The 22,107-nt window shown below is 49.2% G+C and carries 16 protein-coding genes; 3 read left to right on the forward strand and 13 right to left on the reverse strand.

Features of this window, described 5'->3' with window-relative positions:
* Positions 1–4 precede the first annotated feature (4 nt).
* The 3 genes from BMW65_RS02170 to BMW65_RS02180 all read right to left on the reverse strand — a co-directional run bounded on the left by BMW65_RS02170 (position 5) and on the right by BMW65_RS02180 (position 5,470).
* Positions 5–3,646: a SusC/RagA family TonB-linked outer membrane protein gene (locus BMW65_RS02170; protein WP_245747450.1), complete on the reverse strand. Its 3,642-nt coding sequence runs from the start codon at positions 3,644–3,646 to the stop codon at positions 5–7.
* Positions 3,647–3,799: 153 nt separating this feature from the next.
* Positions 3,800–4,786 (reverse strand): FecR family protein, encoded by a 987-nt coding sequence (locus BMW65_RS02175; protein WP_090602403.1) that lies wholly within the window; start codon positions 4,784–4,786, stop codon positions 3,800–3,802.
* An 84-nt stretch (positions 4,787–4,870) separates the two neighbouring features.
* A complete protein-coding gene (locus BMW65_RS02180; RefSeq protein ID WP_090602404.1) occupies positions 4,871–5,470 on the reverse strand; it encodes an RNA polymerase sigma factor in 600 nt (199 codons plus the stop codon).
* A gap of 193 nt (positions 5,471–5,663) precedes the next feature.
* Between BMW65_RS02180 and BMW65_RS02185 the strand changes: the two genes are divergently transcribed.
* From BMW65_RS02185 to BMW65_RS23810, 3 genes are all read left to right on the forward strand, one after another.
* Positions 5,664–5,981 carry a type II toxin-antitoxin system HigB family toxin gene (locus BMW65_RS02185; RefSeq protein ID WP_090602406.1) on the forward strand — a complete coding sequence of 106 codons (318 nt, stop codon included), beginning with the start codon at positions 5,664–5,666 and terminating at the stop codon, positions 5,979–5,981.
* A complete protein-coding gene (locus tag BMW65_RS02190) occupies positions 5,959–6,246 on the forward strand; it encodes a helix-turn-helix domain-containing protein (protein WP_245747451.1) in 288 nt (95 codons plus the stop codon). Before BMW65_RS02185 ends, BMW65_RS02190 begins: the two co-directional genes overlap by 23 nt.
* A 167-nt stretch (positions 6,247–6,413) precedes the next feature.
* Positions 6,414–6,656 carry a hypothetical protein gene (locus BMW65_RS23810; protein WP_177180959.1) on the forward strand — a complete coding sequence of 81 codons (243 nt, stop codon included), beginning with the start codon at positions 6,414–6,416 and terminating at the stop codon, positions 6,654–6,656.
* Here the strand turns inward: BMW65_RS23810 and BMW65_RS02195 are convergent.
* The 10 genes from BMW65_RS02195 to BMW65_RS02240 form a co-directional block, all read right to left on the reverse strand.
* Positions 6,634–8,199, reverse strand: a complete 1,566-nt coding sequence (locus BMW65_RS02195; RefSeq protein WP_090602407.1) for a RagB/SusD family nutrient uptake outer membrane protein — start codon at positions 8,197–8,199, stop codon at positions 6,634–6,636. The two genes, BMW65_RS23810 and BMW65_RS02195, sit on opposite strands and share 23 nt — an antisense overlap.
* Positions 8,200–8,220: 21 nt before the next feature.
* Positions 8,221–11,334: a SusC/RagA family TonB-linked outer membrane protein gene (locus BMW65_RS02200; protein ID WP_218145322.1), complete on the reverse strand. Its 3,114-nt coding sequence runs from the start codon at positions 11,332–11,334 to the stop codon at positions 8,221–8,223.
* Between the two features lie 35 nt (positions 11,335–11,369).
* Positions 11,370–12,437 carry a FecR family protein gene (locus BMW65_RS02205; RefSeq protein ID WP_090602410.1) on the reverse strand — a complete coding sequence of 356 codons (1,068 nt, stop codon included), beginning with the start codon at positions 12,435–12,437 and terminating at the stop codon, positions 11,370–11,372.
* A 78-nt stretch (positions 12,438–12,515) separates the two neighbouring features.
* Complete coding sequence (locus BMW65_RS02210) at positions 12,516–13,121, reverse strand: RNA polymerase sigma factor (protein ID WP_090602412.1); 606 nt, start codon at positions 13,119–13,121, stop codon at positions 12,516–12,518.
* A gap of 87 nt (positions 13,122–13,208) precedes the next feature.
* Positions 13,209–15,644 carry a phosphocholine-specific phospholipase C gene (locus BMW65_RS02215; RefSeq protein ID WP_090602413.1) on the reverse strand — a complete coding sequence of 812 codons (2,436 nt, stop codon included), beginning with the start codon at positions 15,642–15,644 and terminating at the stop codon, positions 13,209–13,211.
* An 11-nt stretch (positions 15,645–15,655) separates the two neighbouring features.
* On the reverse strand, positions 15,656–16,786 hold the full coding sequence (locus BMW65_RS02220; protein ID WP_090602415.1) for a TIGR03364 family FAD-dependent oxidoreductase: 1,131 nt from the start codon (positions 16,784–16,786) through the stop codon (positions 15,656–15,658).
* Complete coding sequence (locus BMW65_RS02225) at positions 16,783–18,108, reverse strand: DUF5690 family protein (protein ID WP_177180960.1); 1,326 nt, start codon at positions 18,106–18,108, stop codon at positions 16,783–16,785. Before BMW65_RS02225 ends, BMW65_RS02220 begins: the two co-directional genes overlap by 4 nt.
* A gap of 4 nt (positions 18,109–18,112) precedes the next feature.
* The gene (locus BMW65_RS02230) at positions 18,113–18,802 is read right to left on the reverse strand and encodes an HAD-IA family hydrolase (protein WP_090602416.1); all 690 of its coding nucleotides are present in this window, start codon (positions 18,800–18,802) and stop codon (positions 18,113–18,115) included.
* Positions 18,803–18,825: 23 nt separating this feature from the next.
* Positions 18,826–20,199 carry a (R)-1-hydroxy-2-aminoethylphosphonate ammonia-lyase gene (gene pbfA / locus BMW65_RS02235; RefSeq protein ID WP_090602418.1) on the reverse strand — a complete coding sequence of 458 codons (1,374 nt, stop codon included), beginning with the start codon at positions 20,197–20,199 and terminating at the stop codon, positions 18,826–18,828.
* The gene (locus tag BMW65_RS02240; RefSeq protein WP_090602420.1) at positions 20,199–22,097 is read right to left on the reverse strand and encodes a metallophosphoesterase; all 1,899 of its coding nucleotides are present in this window, start codon (positions 22,095–22,097) and stop codon (positions 20,199–20,201) included. The genes pbfA and BMW65_RS02240 overlap by 1 nt, the downstream gene beginning before the upstream one ends.
* Positions 22,098–22,107 lie beyond the last annotated feature (10 nt).

Genomic DNA, 22,107 nt, shown 5'->3' on the forward strand with positions numbered 1-22,107 from the left:
TCCTTTAAAAGTTAACCCCCAATTTGAACCCTACCGGAATGACCCAAGGGGTGACGTTGTACCGCTCGATGCCCTGTTTAAACTGGCTTCCTGCTTGGGCACCGCTTTCCTGTTGGAATGCCATTTCGGGGTCAACACCGATTTTGGCTTTCGTCCACAGGATAATGTTGCGGCTATACACCGCGATGTTGGCATTGCTGATTCCCAGCCTATTGACAAATTTCGTAGGCAGATCATAACCCAGCGATATTTCCCGCAGCTTGATATAGGATGCATCAAATGTGGCCGCTTGCATAAAGTCCCATGGATAATTATCGCCATAGGGGATATATTTGGTGTCTGCGCCGCCCAAGTTTTCCGTATAACCGATGATTTCCCCATTATCGTTGTATTGGGCGATTACTCCGGGGTTGAATACGGCGTAGGGATATACTTTGCCACCGTATTCAAACGGGTAGCCACCGTATTCAGCTGTAGGACCACCCACGATATTGAAGCGGTTGCCGCGCACCACGATCAGATCATTTTCAATCAGGTAATTTTTGAGCGCCTCTCCGGTTAACCCGTTGGGATTGATCAATTGATCCAGAAAGCGCTGCGACTTGAGGTCAGACTCTCCATAGCGGTACGTTTGGGACATAAAATCCCCTCCGAATCGCATATCCAAGGAGAAGCCTAACGAAAATTGCTTATAGGTCAATGTCGATTGAACACCCATGACGAAATCGGGGTTGAAATTGCCTATTTTGTTTTTGGTATTGTTGATGCGGATGGCTTGCCAAGAGCCATTTTCATCCAGAATGGGATAACCATAATAGGGCGAGTTGGGATCCTCGACGGTCACGAGCTTGGAATCATACATGTCACCAATCTCTTCGCCGACATACGTACGTGCTCCACCCCGGCCTTCGTTCCACAATTCATAAAAATCCAGTCCGTCAGACAATTCCATGATACGCGTGCGGTTGCGCGACCAGTTCAAGTTGACATCCCAACGCCAAGCGTCCGTGCGGACGGGTGTGCCACCCAACCCTATTTCAATCCCCTTGCTGGTCAGTAAACCAGCGTTGATATTCTTCGATGTGAATCCGCTCGACCCGGGAAGCTTAGTCGGAATGATTTGGTTTTCATTGTCCATCCGGTAATAGGTGGCTTCCAGCCGCAGCCGGTTGTTCCACAAACCTACGTCAATGCCCCCTTCATACGAAGTTGCAATTTCAGGCTTTAAATCCGGAAGTAACAAGCTACCCGACTTGCTCAGCCGAATGATATCCCCCCACGCTCCGGCATTGGCCAACGTATTGAGCAGGTTGTAGGGGGCCGCATCGTTCCCCGCCTGTGCCACACCGCCACGCAGCTTCAGCAAGTTGACCTGTGTAGGCAAGCGGAAGACATCATTGAGCAGTAAACTCAACGAGGCAGAAGGATAAAAATATGAACGGTTGTTTTCGGGCAACGTACTCGACCAATCGTTACGTGCGGTAAGGTCGAGATAAATCCAGTCATTGAATCCCAGATTAACCATACCATACACGCTATTCACCGCTTTTTCAGCGAGGTAACTACCAAATTGCAGACCAGAAGGTGCAATGTTGGACAGTGTATACAAGCCGGGTATGGTCAGCCCTGAACCATTTTTTGTTGCGTTACTGACGTCGCGATTGCGTTGGTAACGGGTATTGCCACCTACCGAAGCCGACAGGCTGACACGATTCAATTGTTTGGCATAGGTAGCCAAAAAATCAATGTTTTGCTCCTGGCGCCGCAGGTTGATGACACCGTAAGCACCCCGTGGGTCATCCGTATAGCTATAGGGCACCTTTGATTCGCGCTCTTCCTGGTACAAGTCCAGCGCATAGCGTGCCATGACGTTCAGTTCGGGTGTAATCTGCCAATCCGCCCGCACATTTCCAAACACCCGATCGCGCACAAAACTGTTGTTTACCTCATAAGCCATGAAGTAGGGATTGTTGTAGCTACCCGGTGCCTGTGATAATTGTTGGATGCCTTCTTGGCCTTCGGCCCAATACCCACGCAGATCACGGATATCGATGTGCGGTGATACTGCATAAGCCGCCTGCAAGGGGTTCGTACCACGGTTGGATGCCGGACGGTTATTCGAATTGTTCCTGCTGAAATCCAACTGCGTGCTCAGCTTGAAATCAGGATGCACTTTCAGTGTGGAATTAAGGTTGATGGAGTTACGGAACAAATCAGCATTAGGGATGATACCTCGATTGCTCATGTTGGCATACGATATCCGGTAGTCCATGCGATCATTGCTGTTTGCAATGGAGATGCCGTTGGTGGTCGTAATACCGGTTTGCACAAAGTTCTTCACATTATCGGGGTGCGATACCAATTCAGTAGGAATCAGGTTGCCGTTTTCATCCCGGGGGCTATTCCATTGGATGGCTGTATACCCCTTGTCCAACTCAGGTCCGACACCTGCAGCAGAACCTTCGTCAATTTCCAGAATACCGCCCGGATAAGGATTATTGTCAGGCGTAAAGGGGATGACACCTGTTGCGAATTTATGGTGCATATCCAGGTATTTATACGGCATATCAAATACGGTGTTGCTATTTACCGATACCGTCATGCGGTCTACCGCGCTGCCTGATTTCGTGGTAATCAATACCACGCCATTACCCGCACGCGACCCATATAGGGCTGCAGCACTCGGTCCTTTCAAGATGGAGATGCTTTCAATATCATCTGGGTTGAGGCTGGAAATGGCATTACCGTAATCCACCCGATTGTCTGTTCCGATTTGGGTAATGTTGTTCAACGTACTTGCCAAGGGCACGCCATCTACCACAAAAAGGGGTTGGTTGTCATTGCTCAAGGATGTTGCTCCACGGATCACCATGCTAATGGAAGATCCGGTAGCTCCCGTGGAGCTGATGGATACACCGGGTACCTTGCCCGCGATGCCGCTCAGCACGTTTTCATTGACTACCCGGTTGAGTTCTTGGCCGTCCACTTTTCCCACCGCATAACCCAGCGATCGCTCTTCGCGCTTGATACCCAAGGCGGTCACCACCACCTCATTCAGCTCGTCGGAAGACGCCTGCAACGTGAAATCCACCGTGGTTGTTTGATTATTGCTGACCGCAATACCGGCTTTGCTTGTTTTACCATAGGCGAGGTATGTCACCTCTACTGTATAGGTGCCCGTCCGGACGTTGATGGAAAAATAACCGTCCGCGTTGGAAACCACATTGCGGCCCAATTCAACCACCCGGACGGTCGCTCCGGCTAAGGGCTCGTTGTTGCTGTCCGTTATCCGGCCACTGATCTGCCCCATTTGTTGCACGGTGGCGTTTGTCATCAAGACTACGCCGGCGTCACTTTCCATGTAGGTAATCCCTGTGTTGGTCAGCAGATAGTGGAGCACTTTCTCCGCTTCCGTGTCCGTGAAACGTTTTGCGTGTACCGTATGGTCAGCAAGCTTCAATGCCGTCGCATCGTAAGCCATTTGTACGGACAACGTTCTGCTTAATTTCAGCAATGCATCAGAAAGCCGCTCGGTATTGAAGCTGATGCTAATCTTGTCTTGCATCCCTTGGGCGCTGGTATAAGAAGCCCAAAGCAACTGCGTGCAAGTGAGGAAAGAAGCCATGATTAAAAATGTTCTCATCATGAACTGGAATAGCTTATCACTTATATTCATATATTTGTACATTCGATTAAGTTAATTAATTCGGATTCCTTGTGGCCAGTCTCATGATTTAGCGGTCGGTTGACTGGCGGCAAACATTATGGGGGCGCTTGCCCCCTTTTTTATGGCTGGTGGTTAGTATATCGTTATTTCATCGCCTTGCCTCCTATAATTTGTTTGGTGAACATCACATATCAGCCGCATGGTTTCATCCAGCGGATGCTGTTGCAGTATGGTCATGGTGTATCGAAAATGAGTCGCCGCTGGCAATTGCGTCTGTAACCGTATACCAAAGCGGTTTTGCATGACCAAAGCCAATTCGGCAAACGTCGCATTGTCCAGTAGTGTCCGGCCTTCCATCCAACTTCCCGCATCGGTTGCAAACCTGTCTTCCACCTCAAACGCTTGCTCTTCTTTTCGATATTTCAACCCATGACCTGCCGCAACTGTATCAAGCAGCCTACCATTTTGCGCAGAAACCGAGACTTTTCCGGTCTTTACCTGTACGCTCACATAGTCCAGTTCGGGGTAGCTTTTCACGTTGAAGGAGGTACCTAATACTTTGGTTGCCACCGCCTCAGCACGCACCGTAAACGGATTTTCCGGGTTTCTGGTTACTTCAAAAAAAGCTTCACCCCGATCGATAAACAGTTCGCGATGCTGCGCAAAGGTCTGTTTGGCGTACCGGAGCTGTGTATTGGCATTCAACCATACCACCGATTGATCGGGCAGTTCGATACGCTTCATTCTGCCTGTACCGACGCGCACCGTGTCAAACGATAGGTGTTCGTAGGCTACGTTTAATTTTGTGGAAGATTCCTGTGGCCCTTGCAGGCGCCATACCCACCAAGCGGCCAATAGAGCCAACAACGCAACCGCAGCTATTCTAGGCAGCCAACCATAAAAAAGCCGTTTTACCGGTTTAGGAGATTTCGTATAGGCTTCAAGCCGACTTGCAAGCGATTCGTGGATGCGATTGGCTTTTTCTTCGTCGCGAAGCGGTTCAATATCCTCGTCATATCCGAATGCGTCAAACCATTCATCTACTTGCCTACTTCGGGTCTTGGTTAGCTTGCCCTGAAGGTAGTCTCGCAACAGTTGCCTGAATTGTTTTTTATCCACTTGTGTTGTACTTGTTTCCTTGTCTATTTATAGGGAATACAAGCGGAGTGGCTTTGAGTACCTTAATTTTACGAGAAGAATACGTTAATTGTTTGTTAATATCGTCACGATGATGACCAGCCCGGCAAATTCTTCATCCGAGAATTTTTTGAGCAGCGACCTACGTAGCCGGTGGGAGGCTTCGGTGAGGTTATTCTTCACGGTCTGCTCGGCAATATGCATTTTTTTTGCTATCTCCTGAATAGAAAGATTGTCGCTCCGCATCAAGAAAACCGCCCGCATGGTATCAGGCAATAGTTCTACCTGCTCGTCGAGAAAACGCTCCAATTCGAGGTATCGGCTGGGCTGATAAGCCGATTCCGCCACCACGGTTTCCATCCGGTGCATGACACGTTCCAAGACTTCGGCTTTTACTCGTTGAGACGTATAGTGATTGATAATCCTATTTTTGACGGCCTTGAGTAAGTAGTATTCGATATACGCTGGTGTTAGCGTAAGTTTCTCCCGTTTATCCCACACTTGCATAAACACCTCCTGCACGATATCTTGCGCCAACTCCTCATCCTGCAAACGCCGGTAAGCTACGGCATACAGGAATTTCCAATAACGCTCAAACAGCACCGTATACGCATGGGCATCCCCTTGACGCAGACGGCCGATTAATAGGGTGTCTATAGCTTCCATCGTGTCGGAAGCAAAGCTACGATGCGAATGTTAAGTGGGGGTTAATTTTGCAAAGCTTTCGCCACCGCTACCGGTAGATCTGCGATGTAGGTATCCCCGCGTTTTCATAGGTAGTGTTGGTTGATAGGTGAGTATCCGCAATATTTTAGTTCGAATTGTAACCAAATTGGTAACATTTTTATATATTTTGCACATGCGGGTAATAGCAGTAAAGAAATTAAAAGAATACTGGGAGGAATACCCGCAAGCAGAACAGGCATTATTGTCGTGGTATGAAGAAGCTGGGGTTGCAGCATGGGACAACCCTAATGAATTAAAAGCACAATACCGGAATGCTTCTGTATTGACGGATAAACAGGTAGTGTTCAATATCCATGGAAACACCTACCGATTGCTAGTAGATATCGAATACCGGCTAAAAATTGTATTTGTTGTTTGGTTCGATACACATAAAGAATACGATAAAGTCGATGCTAAAACAGTAAGTCATGTTAAAGCCAAAAAAAAATGAACAACAGTATGAAGATGCCCTTGCAAGGGTCTATACATTGATGCAAAAAGATAGTAAGCCGGATTCCAAAACATCCGACGAACTGGAAATTCTTTCCATTCTGATAAAGGTGTATGAGAACGAACACTATCCTGTTCCTCCACCCAATCCGCTGGAAGCCATTAGGTTCAGATTGGAGCAAACGAATATGTCCGAAGCTGAATTGTCCGACATATTGGTGCACGTTCCCGTAAATCGGAAATTCTTTCCGGTAAGCGAAAATTAAGTTTAACGATGATACGTAAATTGAAAGAAAAGCTGAATATTCCTGCTGAAGTGTTAATTCGGGCATATTAATGCGTATGCTTGGCTAACATACAAAAGCCATGCTTCCTTTATGTAAGAAAGCATGGCTTTACGCATTTACCACCAGGGATTTCGCTTTTAAAGATTTTGATGGAGTCCTTAGTGCATTTGGGTACACACCGCAACTGGAAGACTCGCTCCGCTCATCCCCCAAGGTTGCTCGTGCGCACCCAAATGCTGCGTTGGCGGAAGTTCGTCCAATGGTTTTGGGTGCGTTGCAGACACGGCCTAGGAGACGGCAGCGAAGCGCGCTCGGATCCAGCCGTGGAGCAACGTGGCCAAAACCGTAAAAGCGAAATCCCTACATTTACCACCCTTCATTCTGGCTGATTCCCGAATTGCTGATATCTGCTGGCGGGATCGGCCACACGTGGTGGATAGCCGGATTAAAATTCCGGGCAGGCCATACTTCTGTAACGGTATAGGGTGAATTGGGGTTATCCTTGCTGGTATGTTGCCTACCCGTGGCTGGCTTGCTATACGCTTCCTCTGCATCACCCCATCGCACCAAATCGACATGGCGATCGGTATATTCTGCGGCAAATTCAGACCGTCTTTCCCGTTTGAGGTCGGCCAACGTAGCTCCGCTGATGGATGGAAGGCCGGCACGACTCCGGATTTGGTTGATCAACCCATCGGCATTTTGGTTCTGCATGATTAGCGCTTCGGCCTTCATCAGCAAGATATCTGCATACCTCACCAACGGCACACTCAGGTTGGACGTAGGATAGTCTCCATTTGGGTTAAGGTGGACTTCCTGCGGGAACCGGAAAGGTTGCATGTATTTGTTGAACTGAAAACCGGTCCACGAATTGGACGAATAGTACTGCCTTTCATTGCCGAATAACGTAAACGTATCGCCAAATTCCAAGATGGTCGCCTTCTTACGGGCATCTCCTGCTTCAAAGTGGTTATATAATTCCAGCGTAGGGTGGAAATATCCCCAGCCGTTGTACAGGCCATATCCGGTATTTTCAAATAAGACGGCAGGCAGGATACAACCGCGTACGTTGGTTGATACCACGGAGAAAATATACTCAGAAGAGAAGTTGTTTTCCACGTAGAATACACTCGCGAAATCCTCTTGTGGGTTACCAGTATTGATGAGGGCACGCCCCGATCCGGAGTTGGTGACCATATCGGCGTACCGCACCACTTCTGCCCACTTATTGGCATCGTAACGTGCCCAATGCATATACATCTTTGTCAAGTAGGCATAAGCAGCATCTTTGTGCGCACGTCCCAGATCATTCGCTCCATAAGCGGTGACCAATGGCAACAATTCAGCTGCGGCGAGTAGGTCCTGCTCCATCTGTTGATAATTTTCACTCACATGAGCCGGGCGGGTAAACCGGGCTTCATTCATGTTCGCTTCGGTGACAATTGGCAAACCTGCCCGGTGATCACCGTAATACTGTGTTAGGTAGAAATAAGCATAGGCGCGCATGAAATGGGCTTGGCCCAATACCCGACGTTTCACTTCTTCATCTATCGTCATTTCCGGCACGTTCAGCAGGATGCTGTTGGCGCGCTGGATAATCTGGTAAAACTTTTTATACATCCCATTAATGCGGCTTTCCCCGCCCGTGGCGACAAAGTCCCGCACCGCAGCCGAACCGGCATCTGTCCGTCCGGTCACCATATCATCAGATGCATTGACCAACCAAAACACACCGCGACCAAACATGTCGTCATCGCCCCAATGTTCATACAAACCATTGGAAGCAAAAATTGCATCGGATTCGGTTCGCCAGTAGTTGCCGGATGTCACACTTCCCTTGGGTGTCAAGTCTGTGAAACTTTCAGAACAAGATTGCGCGGCAAACATCACAAGTAGTGCACCTATCACCCTATTGATGGATATTTTTTTCATGATCTCTTCAATTTTTCTTTTTTAGAAATTAACACTCAATCCTACCGTGTACGTTTTTGGTAAGGGGTAGTTGCCCACGTCCAGTCCTACCGAACCCACTTCCGGATCGATACCTGAATACGAAGTAATCGTCCATGGGTTTTCGGCGGAAATGTAAATCCGTGACCGCAGCTGGGAACCGATTTTTGCCAGCAGGCTGTTTGGCAATGTATAACCTAATGCAATATTCTTTATCCTGAAATAGTCACCGCTTTCCAAATACCAATCTGACGCTGTGCCAAAATTGCCATTGGGATCTTGTCGGGAAAGCACGGGGATATTTGCATCGGTATTATCGGGACGCCAAGCATCCAACACGCGGCTGTCCAAGTTATATCCCTGCAACCCGGCATTGTAGGCGGTGTATTTGTAGCCATTGAAAAGCTTGACGCCGGCTATACCATACGTGAGCATGCTGAAGTCGAAATTTTTATATTCGAGCTGTAGCGAAAAGCCATAGGTAAAGTCCGGAATGGCACTGCCCATGAACACCCGGTCTTCGTCATTGATTTGCCCATCGCCATTGCTATCTACAAATTTCAGGTCGCCGGGCCGGGCATTGGGTTGTATCAATTGGCCACCCTGCTGGTAGTTTTGTATTTCTTCTTCCGAATTGAAGATACCTGCTGATGGAATCAAATAGTAAGAATACAAAGGTTGCCCTGGTTCAGAGCGATAGGGAAGCAACACGCTACGCACATTGTCGCCGTGTTGGATAAAGTCATTGGAATAGCCGTCCAGATTCAGCAGTTCGTTGCGGTTGAATTGCAAATTACCGGTTGCCGCCAATTTCCAATTACCAAATTGGCCGTGATAGCCTGCCGTAAATTCAACTCCTTTATTCGATACGTCGCCGACATTCATCGTCGGTCCGCTATTCACTCCGACATGCGGATCGGCATCATTGGTCTGTATCAGGCCCAAGGTTTTTTTGGTGTAATAGTCTGCCGTGATATCCAATTGATTAAACAACGTGATATCCAAGCCGATATTGAGGGTCTCCGATGTTTCCCATAACAGGTTGGGGTTAGATTGCTGGGTCAGTGCAAAATGCCGCACCAATTGCCCGGGATTTCCAAGCGGTGTGGAAGTCCCGGTAGATAATGGCACATTGTAGGCGTAATAACCAACCGACTGGATGTTGCCAATCTGTCCCCAAGAAGCCCGCGCTTTCAGCAGGTTGACCGCAGAAAGATCAAAAAAGGGCTCAGACGATATTTTCCACGCACCAGATACCGCTGGGAAAACATCCGATTGGTTTTCCTTAGCCAATCGCGACGTGCGATCCTGCCGGACACTGGCACTCAAGAAATAGCGATCGTCAAAATCATAGCTGATCCGACCAATGGCCGATGTCAGTGCATCTTCAAACACGCCGCTTGTTGGCAAGTTGGGCGTTGAGCCCGCGTTGCCAATGTATTGGTACCAATCGTCTTCTCGTTCGAAACCCCGGGCTTCTACGCTAAACGATTCATAGGCGGTTTTCTGTGCCGAATACACGGCCAGTACGTCCAACCCATGGCGGCCAAATCGTTTATTATAGTTCAATTGCTGATCCCATATCCACCTATCGGTTCGCGACTCGGTTTGATTCAAGTAATTTACATTGCTTGGGCGGCCGATTTCAGGCGCAATGGGATCAAACCGTTTGTACGAATAGCGGTTCAAATCAATGGCAAAGTTCGATTTGAACGTCAATCCATCGATGATTTCCAGTTTTCCAAACACATTGCCATTTAAATTCAATGTTGGATTGGTAATCGTTGGCCTCCTTAACAAGGCAACTGGGTTGTAGGTATCGCCATAGGCCGCTGAAAATTGAGCCAAATCAAAGGGCACCGTACCGTGGAATTGTCCATTTTCATCATATACCGGCGCAGCGGGATTCATGTAGATGGCATTGATGATGGCGCCGCTATAACTACTGGATGTATTGATACCCCGTGATTGCGTCTGGTTGACGTAAAAATTCTGGCCCACCGTAATACGGTCGGATAAGTCAAATTCAGACTTCAGCCGGTAAGCAAAGCGCTTGTAGTTGGTGTTTACGAGCAAACCATCTTTATCGTGATAACCGAAAGATGAGCTGTATCGCGCATTTTCAGTACCCCCAGACACTTGCAGGTTAAGATTGGTGATGGATCCTGTCTGGAAGATCTCGTCCATCCAGTTAGTGCGTGTTATTTGTCCCCAAGGATTTAGCTCCGCATTATGGCCATCAGCAGGCACTACGCCGGCATGGGCGGATGCATCGACATAAGCCTTTGCGTATTGCGCTGCATTGAGCGCCGACGGCAGGTTGCTGGCCTGATGCCACCCTTGATAGAGGTCTGCTGCAAACCTCGGTTTGCCGATTTGTCCACTCTTGGTGGTAATCACGATGACGCCGGAGGCCGCTTGCGCACCATATATTGCCGCCGAAGCAGCATCTTTCAAGACATCTACACGCTCGATATCATTGGGATTAATAGGACCGCCATAATACGGCACGCCATCCACCACATAGAGTGGCTGTTCGCTGCCTAATGTACCCATACCGCGTATCAAAACGCGCGGCGAAGAAGATGGGTCACCGCCCGCCGAAACAACCGTCACACCAGCCATGTTTCCTTGTAAGATATCGGACACATTGGTCAGTGGCCGCGCCACGTTTGTAGCGACATTAGGCAGTGATGCAACAGCAGTGGTCAAGTCTTCCCGTTGTTGCTCGCCATAGCCGATCACCACCACTTCATCCAGAGCCGATGTCCGTTCGGCCATCCGTACCAAAATCGAGTTGTTGTCGCCCGGCCTTACCAAGAAATCAGCCATCTCATGCGTTTCATAACCAATCAAGTTGAAACGGATGGTGTAGTTGGCACCGGTTTGCAGCCCTTGCAATACGAACATACCATCATTATTCGTGGCCGTGGCCGCAGCCTGGGCACCTTCGGTTCCAAAAGCTATCACAGTGACCCCACTTAGCGGCATGCCGCTGTTGTCCATGACTGTTCCACGAACCTGCCCTCCTTGCTGGGCCTTTACCTGCATGGAAGCGAATAGCACCAGCATCATCGCCCACCACCGGAAATTTGAAATTAGTCTGTTTTGTTCCATATTCTTTAAGTTAAATTGCGTAATTGCATACGTGTTTATTGGGTTTCTTCTTCTTTTTTCCGGATAACAACCTGATCGGTTTGGTATTCATGGGTCAAATCGTTCATTTGACAGATGACGGAAAGAATCACATCCAGCGAGTCCGTTGCTTCAAAGCTGCCCGTGAAAGACAGTCCGTCCAAGTTGGCGCCGACAACCGCAATACGTGTCTTCAACTGGGAAGCAATGCGGTCAAACACGGTTGCTAATGGTGTCTGTTCGAACTGCAGGAATACCGTTGTATCACGCAGGGCTGTAGGCTTCGGCTGTTTGACGGGTGCACGCAACGTCCGTGGTACTTTTGGTTTACGTTTTACCGCTATCGCACCGTCTACACCACTGATTTGGACTTCATCTCCTGGCAAGAGAAACGTGTCTTCCATGGCAAATAAACTTGCAGCCGTAGACCGTACCACCACTTTACCGGTAATGAGCCGTACCAGCGTTTTCCGCTCTTGCCGGGCGTTCACGATGAATGCTGTGCCCAATGCCGTTGTGGTATAGCCGTTGGCTGATACAATAAAGGGCCGTGTCGTATCGCGTACTACTGTAAATTTGGCCTCGCCTTCCAATATCAACTCCCTGTTCGTGACGCCGTATTCAGTGGTGTAAGACACCGTACTTCGGGGCGATAATGTAATAATGGAACCATCCGGCATTCGAAAATGCAACGTGTCTTCACCCGCATTGGATAATTTGTGAGGAATAACTGCCGCGTAAGTAGTTGCGTGTTCTTTCGTCCGGCCTGTGATATCCAGCACATACCATGAGATACTGCTCAACAGGATAACCGCTGCCGCTGCCGTCCATTTGGTTTTCCACCAACGCATAGGCACCGGCTGTTCGGGGTGTTCGAGCCTTTCATGAATACGATGCAACAATTCAGCTGTCCTTTCCTTACTTAGCGCCATACGTTCATCCGCTTTATCGCCGACAAATTCCTTCGCCAAATCCGATTTCAGTTCGCTTTGCCGGGTTGTCAAATCCGACAACAACTGCTGTTGCTCTTCTTTCGTGGTCTTTCCCTGCCAAAACGCGGCGATTGCTTTGCGAATGTTGTCCATATTCACTCATAAATACCACACAGGCATCCAAAAGGGGATGCCTGCGGTTGTTAAAAAATCATGAATTAATTATTAATATCACATACACAGCCAAATCAACAGCAGACTCGCTTCACCAGCATAGGGATAGTGCATGGATATATATTCCTTAATGGCTTTATTGGATTGTTTGAGGTAATCTTTGACTGACTTAGGTGATATGCCCAATTGCTCCGCGACAGCTTCCTTTGACTTGCCTTCATACCTGCACAGTTTGAATACTTCCCGCTTCCGTTTCGGCAGGCCATCTACCGCTTCTTCCAGCAGATCCATCTGCAAGCGATAAGTTTCTTCCATCGCGGTATCATCCTGTTCGGCAATTTCGAAGGGATATGCCGCCACAAATTCAATGGACTCCTTCAATCGGCGTTTCAGAAAGGTCAATGACTTATTGAAGCTCACCACAAATAACCACCCACCTACCGACTGGCCTGTACGCATGTTGAATCGGTTTTGCCATAACGAAACAAAAACATCCTGAAGAATCTCTTCCGCATATTCGGGAATCTTGACCATCTTCAGGATGTTGGTGTAGACGCGCCTATGGTACCGTTCATACAGTTGATTGAAAGCGTTTATATTGCCATTGGCCATTTCAGCCACTTCTTCCAACTCTGTGAACGTATTCTTCGTGATCGCCGTCATAAATGCCTAAGCGTACCTATTTCGGCATCAAAATTATTCAAAAAAACGGCCTACTGTTCAGCCGCGCGTATTATCAAATTGTTATATCTATACCACACTGCCCATTAGTGGATCGGTAATACTGGGTTTCCCGGTTTCTACATGGCCAGCAAAACGTTGCATGTAATTGGGGTAGCCCGCCACCTGTACCGATACATCGTACCAGCTGCCGGAAGCCGTGAGATCCAGCCACAGGGGTTCGCCCGTACCGGCCAGGAAGCTTTTCTCCGGTCCCTTGTATGATCGGTCTTTTACCGTTACCTGCAACTGTTCTCCCGTGATACACGTGATGCCTAACCGGCCACCTTTGGTATCCGGCGCAACCAATACTTGCAGTCGGGGATCATGCTTATCTCCCTTAAATTCACTAAAAAACCCATTGGGGCCATGTACTTGCACGTGATAGGTGCCTGCTGCAAAATTATGTAGTGGCCAAGCATAGGTGAGTGGCTCTGCCTCTCGTACAGCGAAATCCCACGTCCTTCCGGGTGTTGCATCTTGTGAATAGGGAACGAGGGTATGTACCCGGAAAGGCACACCGATGACCTTCGTTTTGGGCAGGTCGTCCTCCGCTATAAATTGCAGCATTAAGCTTTCCTTCGCCTTGTCCAAACCAGCGGTAACCGCAAGGTGATAAGGTATGGCACAAGCGGGTTTAGTGCCTGTTTCCTGCTGGGGCCATAGGGGCGCCGCAGGATCAAACAGCCGGTAGTTGCCGGGTAGTCCTTTTGTCTTGGCAGAGTATATACGCTCCACATAGGCGTTGCGTCCGACGGCCTCCAATTCCGGTTGTATGGTAGATTCCACTGGTCGGAACACAGACGTCAAGTCACCGCACACTAACCTTCGCCAGCCACTGATATTGGGCTCTTGTATCTTCTTACCCGTTTTTTTCTCCAGAAAATGTTCCAGGAACTGCAATGTAGAGGTGTGATCAAACACTTCCGAATTGACCCAGCCACCTTTGCTCCATGGCGAGGCGACCACCAAGGGTACCCGGAATCCCAGTCCGATGGGGCTATCCAACGTCGCCTCCGGATTGCCTGTGCGCATCTTTTCCTGTGCGGCAGTCACGTATTCGTCCGATGTGTCCACCCCACTGGCCACGGCTCCTTGCTCCATCCTGCCGGTAAGCGGTGGCACAAAAGGTGGGATATGGTCAAAATAACCATCGTTTTCGTCATATGTCAAGATGAAAATAGTCTTTTTCCATACTTCTGGATTTTGGGTCAGGATGTCCAGCGCCTCTGAGACATACCACGCGCCATACCAAGGCGCGCCGGGATGATCGGAGAAATTACATGGAGCAACCAACCAAGAGACTGTCGGCAATGTCCCTTCCGACACATCCTTCCTGAATTGATGGAAGATGTCGCCTTTTGGCACCTGCACGGTCTTTTCCCCTTCGTCATCCGTATACTGGATGGTTTCCAAGCTGCCATAATCCGGATCGGCGGTATTGGTCACGAAAGCCCGCCGATGGATTTCACGTTCCAATGCGGGCAGCGCATCGAAATTAGCGGCAGTGTACTGCTCCAAATCCGCCTGTAGGCGGGCCAATTGTTTTTGTTTTTCAGCTAAGGCTTCTGTATCTGCCGTATTCGCTGCTATTTCATTCTTGAGTTGTTCGGCACGTTTTTCCATATATTTCCGGTGGGCTGGATGGAAACGCACATGGTATTGCTTGTGGAATTCCAGGTTGTTATCCGTAAAGTTGGCCAACCAATCTTCTTCCTCTCCCTCAAACCCCACGGGTAGGCTCAGTTCATTTTGATATACCTTCCAGGGAATACCGGCTTCCTGCAACCGCTCGGGATAAGTCTTCCAACTAACGTCTTTGTAGTTGATTTGTCCATTATCGACGTGGGCTATTGAGTCGCCATTGCGGGGTTCTTCGCGGATAGTGCCTGCCCAGAAATACGATCGGTTGGCACTGGTACCGGTGAGTGATGAGCAGAAGTGCTGGTCGCATACCGTGAATGCATCTGCGAACGCATAATAGAATGGAATATCTTCCCGATCATAGTACCCCATGGTCAACGGCATATGCCGGTATTCCGGATTCCCGGCCTTCTTGGCTTCCAGCCAAGTGTCCAGCTTGCCCCCGTTGCGGGCATGCACCATATCCCGCCAGCCGTGGGGCAAGGATCCCATCCAAGTGGCTTTGGTGTTTTTGATATCCAAGCGGAAAGGGGTATAACGCTCCCCCTGCGCATTGGTTTGTACCCATACCGGTAGGCCATCGGGCAGGGTGATGGCCCGGGGGTCATTGAAACCACGGACACCTCGCAATGTACCATAGCAGTGGTCGAATGACCGGTTTTCCTGCATCAGGAAAACGACGTGCTCGGCATCCAAATACGTACTCCCCGCCGCAGCATTGATGGCCAACGCCCGTTGGATGGATGGTGGTAATACATTTACCGCCGCCGCAGCTCCAGCAAGCAATGAGGCTTTTTTTAAAAATGATCTTCTTGATTCCATAGTTGTATATTTTAGTTAAACACATGCTCCGCCAGCCCAAAAGACAACGTCATTCCTGCTCCACCCAGGGCATTCAGGATGATTAGATTTTCTTCAGGACGGAGCAGCAAGTGATTGCTACCATTGGTCATCTTGGCATACACGCCATTCCAAGATTCCAGCAGTTGGTAATCTTTAAACTGCGTAAAATGAGATAGATAATTTAAAATCAATGTATTGATAACTTGCCTATCGAACGGATCCGGACAAAGGCCATATTCATGTGAATCGCCAATAGTCAATTCACCATTACCCTGCTGCGATACCATCACATGTATGCCCCATTTTAAATATTCAGGCATTTCCCTTTCAGCCCATTCGCGGAAGACCGATATGGACGATGCTGCCTGGAATGAGCCGTAATGGAGTAAGGACAATCCGCCGCATAAGGATGGGCCTATTCGCCAATTGCCGGGTTGCGCCACCAGGCGCATCATTTGGAGTTTGCATTTGGTGACGGGCGATGCGGCATAAAGCTCGGGATACAAGGTCTCAAAATCGGCACCACTGCACACCACAATCAAATCCGCACGCTGGATGTCACCAGCCGCTGTATATACGGCCGATTCCACAATGCGGCTAACGGCGGTATTCCACTTAAATACGACTCCCCGCTGTTCTTCCAAGTACGCCGCAATTTTAGCAATGGCTTCCCGCGGATCCACAATCAATTCCTCAGCGCTCCATAGCGCCCCTTTTAACCCGGTAAGATGGGCGGCAGTGGATTGCTGCGCTACCTGTTCGGGAGTCAGCATGGCACAATCCCGTTCATTGCCATATAGGGCAACGTAATCCTCCATTACCGCCAGCTCGGTTTCCCGGTAGGCCAAGTGCAAGGAGCCAACTTGCTCATGCCATATACCCGCTTTCGCGCCAATAGTCTTCCAGGTATCACGCGAACGGATGGCCCATTGGTAAGCATCACCAGCAGGCTGGCCTACCGGCCATACCATACCAAAATTGCGTACCGATGCTCCCACAGCCTTGGCATGCCGCTCATATACGGTCACCCGATAGCCTTTTTCAGACAATACCTTAGCCGTGGCCAATCCTACGATACCTGCTCCGATAACGGCAGCGTTCTTTTGTGTTCCAATGTTCATATCCCTGAATACCTAATTGTTCCTTCCAATGATGCTTGCTCTTGGTTGCCCTGCTGACGGGCTCGCTTCTGCCTGAAATACAACAGCGATAGACTTACGCAAACTCCCCCCAATATTGCCGCTATCATCACCGCTTGCTGGAAAAAGGCCCCCCAGCTCAAATGTACAAAACCCCATTCACGAACCACCAATACAGCCACGCTGCCCAAGTAACCAATGGCATCAGCCACGTACATCACAAAACCGATGTTACCGCGATGCTGGAAACTTGCCAATAGCCGTTCAAAAAAGATGGCGTTGTAAGGGATATAGACCATGTATAACCCCAATCCAGCGACACTCATCCACGCGATACTCCCCAGTTGTCCGTGTTGAAACAACCAGGTCGATATTCCAGCAAGCACACAGCCCAGGATGATCATCAAATGAATCAACGTGAAGGCCTTGAGGTTATCCTTCACAAAGATAAGCAATCCCATCATGACGAGCACGGCCAATGCAATGGCCGAGTCCGTCTGGGCATAGATAGTTGCACCTGTTACACCGATATCCGACCAGATTTCCACTTCAAAATTATCCCGCACATCGCGGATGATGGTAAATAACAAATAGGTAAATATGGTGAGCAACAAGCCCGGCAAATAACGTTTGAGGAAAGCCCGCCGTTCGTGGGATCCCATCGGTTCTCTTACTGTCCGCAAGGCCTTATCCCGCGTGTCCGGTGGCGGAACAGCTTCCAGCAACGCCGTGCAGCAGACCAACGGGATCACAAATAACAATCCGGTATAGAAGGGCATCCAATACTCGCTGACCTCAATACGGTCCATCAAGGTGCGCGCCACCGTCTTGACGAAGCCCGAAGCAAACACAAGGCTTACACTCATCACCGCACCCAAAAATTCCGTGGTGCGCCGCCCTTCGAGATACGAAAATACCAATCCCCAAATTACACCTAAAGGCAACCCATTGATAAACAAGCACACGATGTTATAAGGAGCCGGAATCAGTGCAAACCCCAACAAGGCCAGCCACGCAAGGCCTATCAGTGACAGAATTTTGTACCCCCGCTTTTGGTAGCCCAGCTCGGCGATGAACCTGATCCCGTAAAATTTGCTGAGCATGTAGCCGAATACCTGTGCAATGACCAGCCACACTTTGTAGTCTATCCCCCAAACAGGCATTTCCTCAAATGTGCCCGCTGTAAATGCCTTACGGAAGGCATACATGCTGGTATAACATCCGAAAGCGGCCAGCGCAGTAATAAGGGTCATGTATAGAAACGGCATCTGAGCCAATTGCCGCCGAAGGGTAAGAAGTTGCATGATCTTATTGCTTTTCGATGATATCCACCACTTCACGAATATCGTCTACGATATGGGTGGGATGGTGTTTTTGCAGTTCTTCGCGCGCATATGCACCAGTAGTGATGCCAATTATGTATTTGCAACCCGCGTTTCTCCCTTCATTGATATCAACTTCTGTATCACCTACTTTAGCTACCTTCAACGGATCGGTTACCCCAGCTTTTGCCATCAATTGGCGGATCATATCGGGATAGGGTCTTCCCCGTGGTACCTCATCCGATGCGATTACATAATCGACAAGTTCGCTTTCGTACCATCCGAGTTTTTCGACAATGACGTCCGCAATATTGCGCGAAAAACCGGTATTGATAGCTATTTTCACCCCCTTTTGGTGGAGTACCGTAAAGGTTTCTTCTACATGAGGCAGTGCCTCGATTTCATCCGACGTTTCATAATACCGGATCATCCGACCTACGAAAGACCGATGGATGGCCGAGATATGTGCATCATCAATTGTAGCGCCACCATTTTGGTGAGTTTTCAGAATTTCCTTAATGGCTTCATGTTTTTCATAACCCATGTAGGGGTTTATTTGTTCCAAGGGAACGTGGTACCCGAATTTCTCCAACGTAGCCCGAAAAGCCTCACCCACTTTGTTGTCGTCTTTTACGGTCGTACCCGCTATATCAAAAACGATTAATGCGATATCCATTTAGCTGTTATTTATTTACGTATTTATTGTTTATCCGCCACCGAAAATACTTCAGCCAGTACGCTCACCACCTCATCACATTGGGATTGGCTGATGGTCAATGCCGGACGGATGGTGATGACGTTTCCTTCAATGATCTTGAATGCCACCCCGCGCTTGAGGCTTTCATACATCGCCCATTCGGCATAATCCATGGCACGTTCCTTCGTTGCCGGGTTGCTCACGAGGTCGATGCCGATGTGCAAGCCTTTTCCGGCTACATGGCCTATCACGGGAAACCGTGCTTTCAATATCTTCAATTGTTCCATCAAGTATACGCCCATATTCGCTGCGTGCCGTACCAATCCTTCCTGTTCGATAAACTGGATGGCCGCCAGTCCGGCGGCTGCACAAAGCGGATTTTTCTCATGGGTGTAATGGCCAATGGAGCGGTGTTGCACTACATTAAATTGTTCTTTGGCAACAATGCCTGCAAAAGGAAGCAAGCCGCCACCGAGGGACTTTCCGAGTACCAGTATATCAGGCGTCACATAATGCTCGCAGGCAAACCATTTGCCCGTCCGTCCCAAACCTTCGATGATTTCGTCAAAAATCAACACAATACCGTGTTGGTCACAGATAGCCCTCACCCGTTCCCAATAATGGCGTGAAGGCACAACCGGCGTGGCCGATATCGGCTCGGCGACCAAGGCTGCAATGTCCGGGTTGCGTTGGATGATCACCTCCAGTTGGCGGATATATTGCTCATCAATGGCCTCTTCATCCTGCAATCCCCATGGATTGCGGTAATAATTGGGAAATTCAACATGGAAGGCTCCCGGAACCATCGGCCCGTTTCCGGAAGCGAAATGTTCCTCCCCGCCAACGCTGGATGCCTGAAAACCATTACCATGGTAGGAATCCCAGTAAGAGATGGTCTTCCAACGTCCGGTCACTTGTTTGGCCAGCATGATGGCCATTTCGATGGCTTCAGAGCCCCCGGGACAAAACAGGACGCGCGAAAGACCTCCGGGCGAGATGCCAATCAATTTTTTCGCCAATTGAATCGTTGGAATATTGGTATACCGCCTTGGCGTAAAAGCCAGCTTCTCCTGCAATTGATGGATAACGGCATTGATGACATACGCATTTGAAAAACCTGCATTATGCACACCATTACCATGCAGGTCGAGGTAGCGCCTACCCTGTAAGTCGTAGAGGTATTCGCCTTCGGTTTTTGCCAATACATTCATGACCGGGGTAGAAAGCGCTTGGTGCAAGAAGACGTCTGCATCTTCCATAATCCACCGCAGGGTATCCTTACCCAACCCATTCACATAATTTTTTCGCCATTCGCCGGTATTGATGTCGCCCTGTTCCCGCGATGCCTCCGATTTGAAAGTCCCTTGTCCGCTCATCAATCCTCCGATTTATGCCTATCCAGGTAATCACGCAACCGCCCATCCACATCGTACATCTTAAAGTTCAGTTCATCGCCCATGATGTGTATGGTGCAATAATGATGGCCCCGGTAGGTTTTTGCGTTATACCAGGCGCGCGTGGGCGTGAAATCTTCAAGGTTGCCCCCTGCTCCGCCGGCCTGAATATAGATGACGCCTTGCTTGTCGGCTTGGCCGCCCTTCAGCGGGAATGTCCGCTGATAGGTATGAAGGTGGCCATAAAATACCATGTCCACGCCATACTTTTCATATAGCGGCACAATCTCTTGTATGTGAGTATCACCCAAGGCTGCCTTCTCTTTCCACGAGTTGCCGTAGTCATCCTCATCGGCCGAATATACCGCATGATGATGGGCAACAAATTTCCACCGTGCGGTAGAAGCTTTCAGCTTTTCTTCCAGCCACTGGTATTGCTTGCCTCCGGGTGCAAATTCTTCGGGCTTGTTGCTATCCAGCATGAAAAAATCCGCATTGCCATAAGAAAAATGGTAATAGGCTTGGGTGTCGGGCAAGGCATGGTACCGAAGGTGCCAATACAGATCGCCCTCACCGTTGCCGGGTACCGTGAAAAACGGAAGCCGTTCCACCAGTTGCCCCATCCCGGTGAAATACTCGTAATTCCATTCGTACTTATTGTCCTTATCGCCTCCATCGGTGATATCACCCAGGTGGAGGCCGAAATCCGGACGTTCATCCCATACCAGCTGAGCAATCCGGTTGTTGATATGGGGCCGCCCTTCCGTATCGCCGATAATCGCAAATGCATAGGGCGTATCGGCAGGCTTAGCCGTACCGAATGTGCAGATGCCCGATCGGATGGTATCTCCAGCGGCATCTATGGCTTCAATTTCATAAAAGTACGGCGTCCCCGCTTTCAACTTGTCTAATTTCGCTTTGCGGATGTGGCTGCTTACCATGCCCTCATGCCGTTCGCCCGCTTGCGGTGCCAGTACGAGGCTATCCATCAACGGCAGTGTCTCCCCATAGCGAACGACAGCCCGTGCCGGCCGATCAGTTTCCCACACCAGTTGTATGCTTTCCTGCGTGACATCATTCAAGTAAGGTCCGGCGTTGAAATGAAATTGATCAGGCAATAACTTGCCGTTTTCAACCATGTTTTGCAACAGGCTGAACCGAGCCGTTATTTCGTTTTGATTAAGTGCATGATCCAGTAGACGCACATTTTTCACCAAATCGCCCAGTTGCATGTACGGCTCCTGCTTCGTATAAGCTGCGATTTCCAAATCGTTGCCTCCACGTGGAGGAGAAGCCATGCCACTACGCTCTTCAACCAATTCCCCGTTGACAAAAAGACGAAGGTGTCGCCCATCGCAAGTACCTACCACATGCAACCAACGACCTTTCCATCCCCGTTTTTCAAGTGTGTAGCTGATGGTTGATGCCTCCCTTGCGGTGTCCGGCTTTTCCGGGCTAATTGAAAATACCAATTGATTGTGGTAATAACCCATCAGCCACGATAATTCTGTAGACGATTGTTGTTGATGCATCAATACGGCTGCCCCTACAGGGTGGTTGACGTGGTTTATCATCCAAAGCTCCACGGTAAACGCTTGTCCGGTTATATACCCAGCCGGCAGGATATTTGAAATCCTGTCGGTTGGGTGTACATCAAGAAAGCGGTATGGGAGCGTTTCCTGTACAACGGCCGGTGAAAACATACGGGGATACTGCCATTGGTAATCTTTTGTATTTTTTGCCCGTTCGCCCAATGTGTAATCGGGCCAAAACCACCAATCCCCCACTATGTGGTTAGGTTGCTGTGCATGGAGGTGGAAAAGGCAGGACATCATGATGATGAGCACAATGCCCTGCTTTTTTGAAATGGATTTTATCATATCCGTACTG

Origin of the sequence: Parapedobacter koreensis, assembly GCF_900109365.1 — a bacterium.
Classification (GTDB): Bacteria; Bacteroidota; Bacteroidia; order Sphingobacteriales; family Sphingobacteriaceae; genus Parapedobacter; species Parapedobacter koreensis.

What these genes read in the sequence shown, in the direction of transcription:
- BMW65_RS02170 (WP_245747450.1), bottom strand. Translation starts at nt 3,646, where the DNA reads ATGATGAGAACATTTTTAATCATGGCTTCTTTCCTCACTTGCACGCAG.
- BMW65_RS02180 (WP_090602404.1), bottom strand. Translation starts at nt 5,470, where the DNA reads ATGGAAGCTATAGACACCCTATTAATCGGCCGTCTGCGTCAAGGGGAT.
- BMW65_RS02185 (WP_090602406.1), top strand. Translation starts at nt 5,664, where the DNA reads ATGCGGGTAATAGCAGTAAAGAAATTAAAAGAATACTGGGAGGAATAC.
- BMW65_RS02190 (WP_245747451.1), top strand. Translation starts at nt 5,959, where the DNA reads ATGTTAAAGCCAAAAAAAAATGAACAACAGTATGAAGATGCCCTTGCA.
- BMW65_RS02195 (WP_090602407.1), bottom strand. Translation starts at nt 8,199, where the DNA reads ATGAAAAAAATATCCATCAATAGGGTGATAGGTGCACTACTTGTGATG.
- BMW65_RS02200 (WP_218145322.1), bottom strand. Translation starts at nt 11,334, where the DNA reads ATGGAACAAAACAGACTAATTTCAAATTTCCGGTGGTGGGCGATGATG.
- BMW65_RS02205 (WP_090602410.1), bottom strand. Translation starts at nt 12,437, where the DNA reads ATGGACAACATTCGCAAAGCAATCGCCGCGTTTTGGCAGGGAAAGACC.
- BMW65_RS02210 (WP_090602412.1), bottom strand. Translation starts at nt 13,121, where the DNA reads ATGACGGCGATCACGAAGAATACGTTCACAGAGTTGGAAGAAGTGGCT.
- BMW65_RS02215 (WP_090602413.1), bottom strand. Translation starts at nt 15,644, where the DNA reads ATGGAATCAAGAAGATCATTTTTAAAAAAAGCCTCATTGCTTGCTGGA.
- BMW65_RS02220 (WP_090602415.1), bottom strand. Translation starts at nt 16,786, where the DNA reads ATGAACATTGGAACACAAAAGAACGCTGCCGTTATCGGAGCAGGTATC.
- BMW65_RS02225 (WP_177180960.1), bottom strand. Translation starts at nt 18,108, where the DNA reads ATGCAACTTCTTACCCTTCGGCGGCAATTGGCTCAGATGCCGTTTCTA.
- BMW65_RS02230 (WP_090602416.1), bottom strand. Translation starts at nt 18,802, where the DNA reads ATGGATATCGCATTAATCGTTTTTGATATAGCGGGTACGACCGTAAAA.
- pbfA (WP_090602418.1), bottom strand. Translation starts at nt 20,199, where the DNA reads ATGAGCGGACAAGGGACTTTCAAATCGGAGGCATCGCGGGAACAGGGC.
- BMW65_RS02240 (WP_090602420.1), bottom strand. Translation starts at nt 22,097, where the DNA reads ATGATAAAATCCATTTCAAAAAAGCAGGGCATTGTGCTCATCATCATG.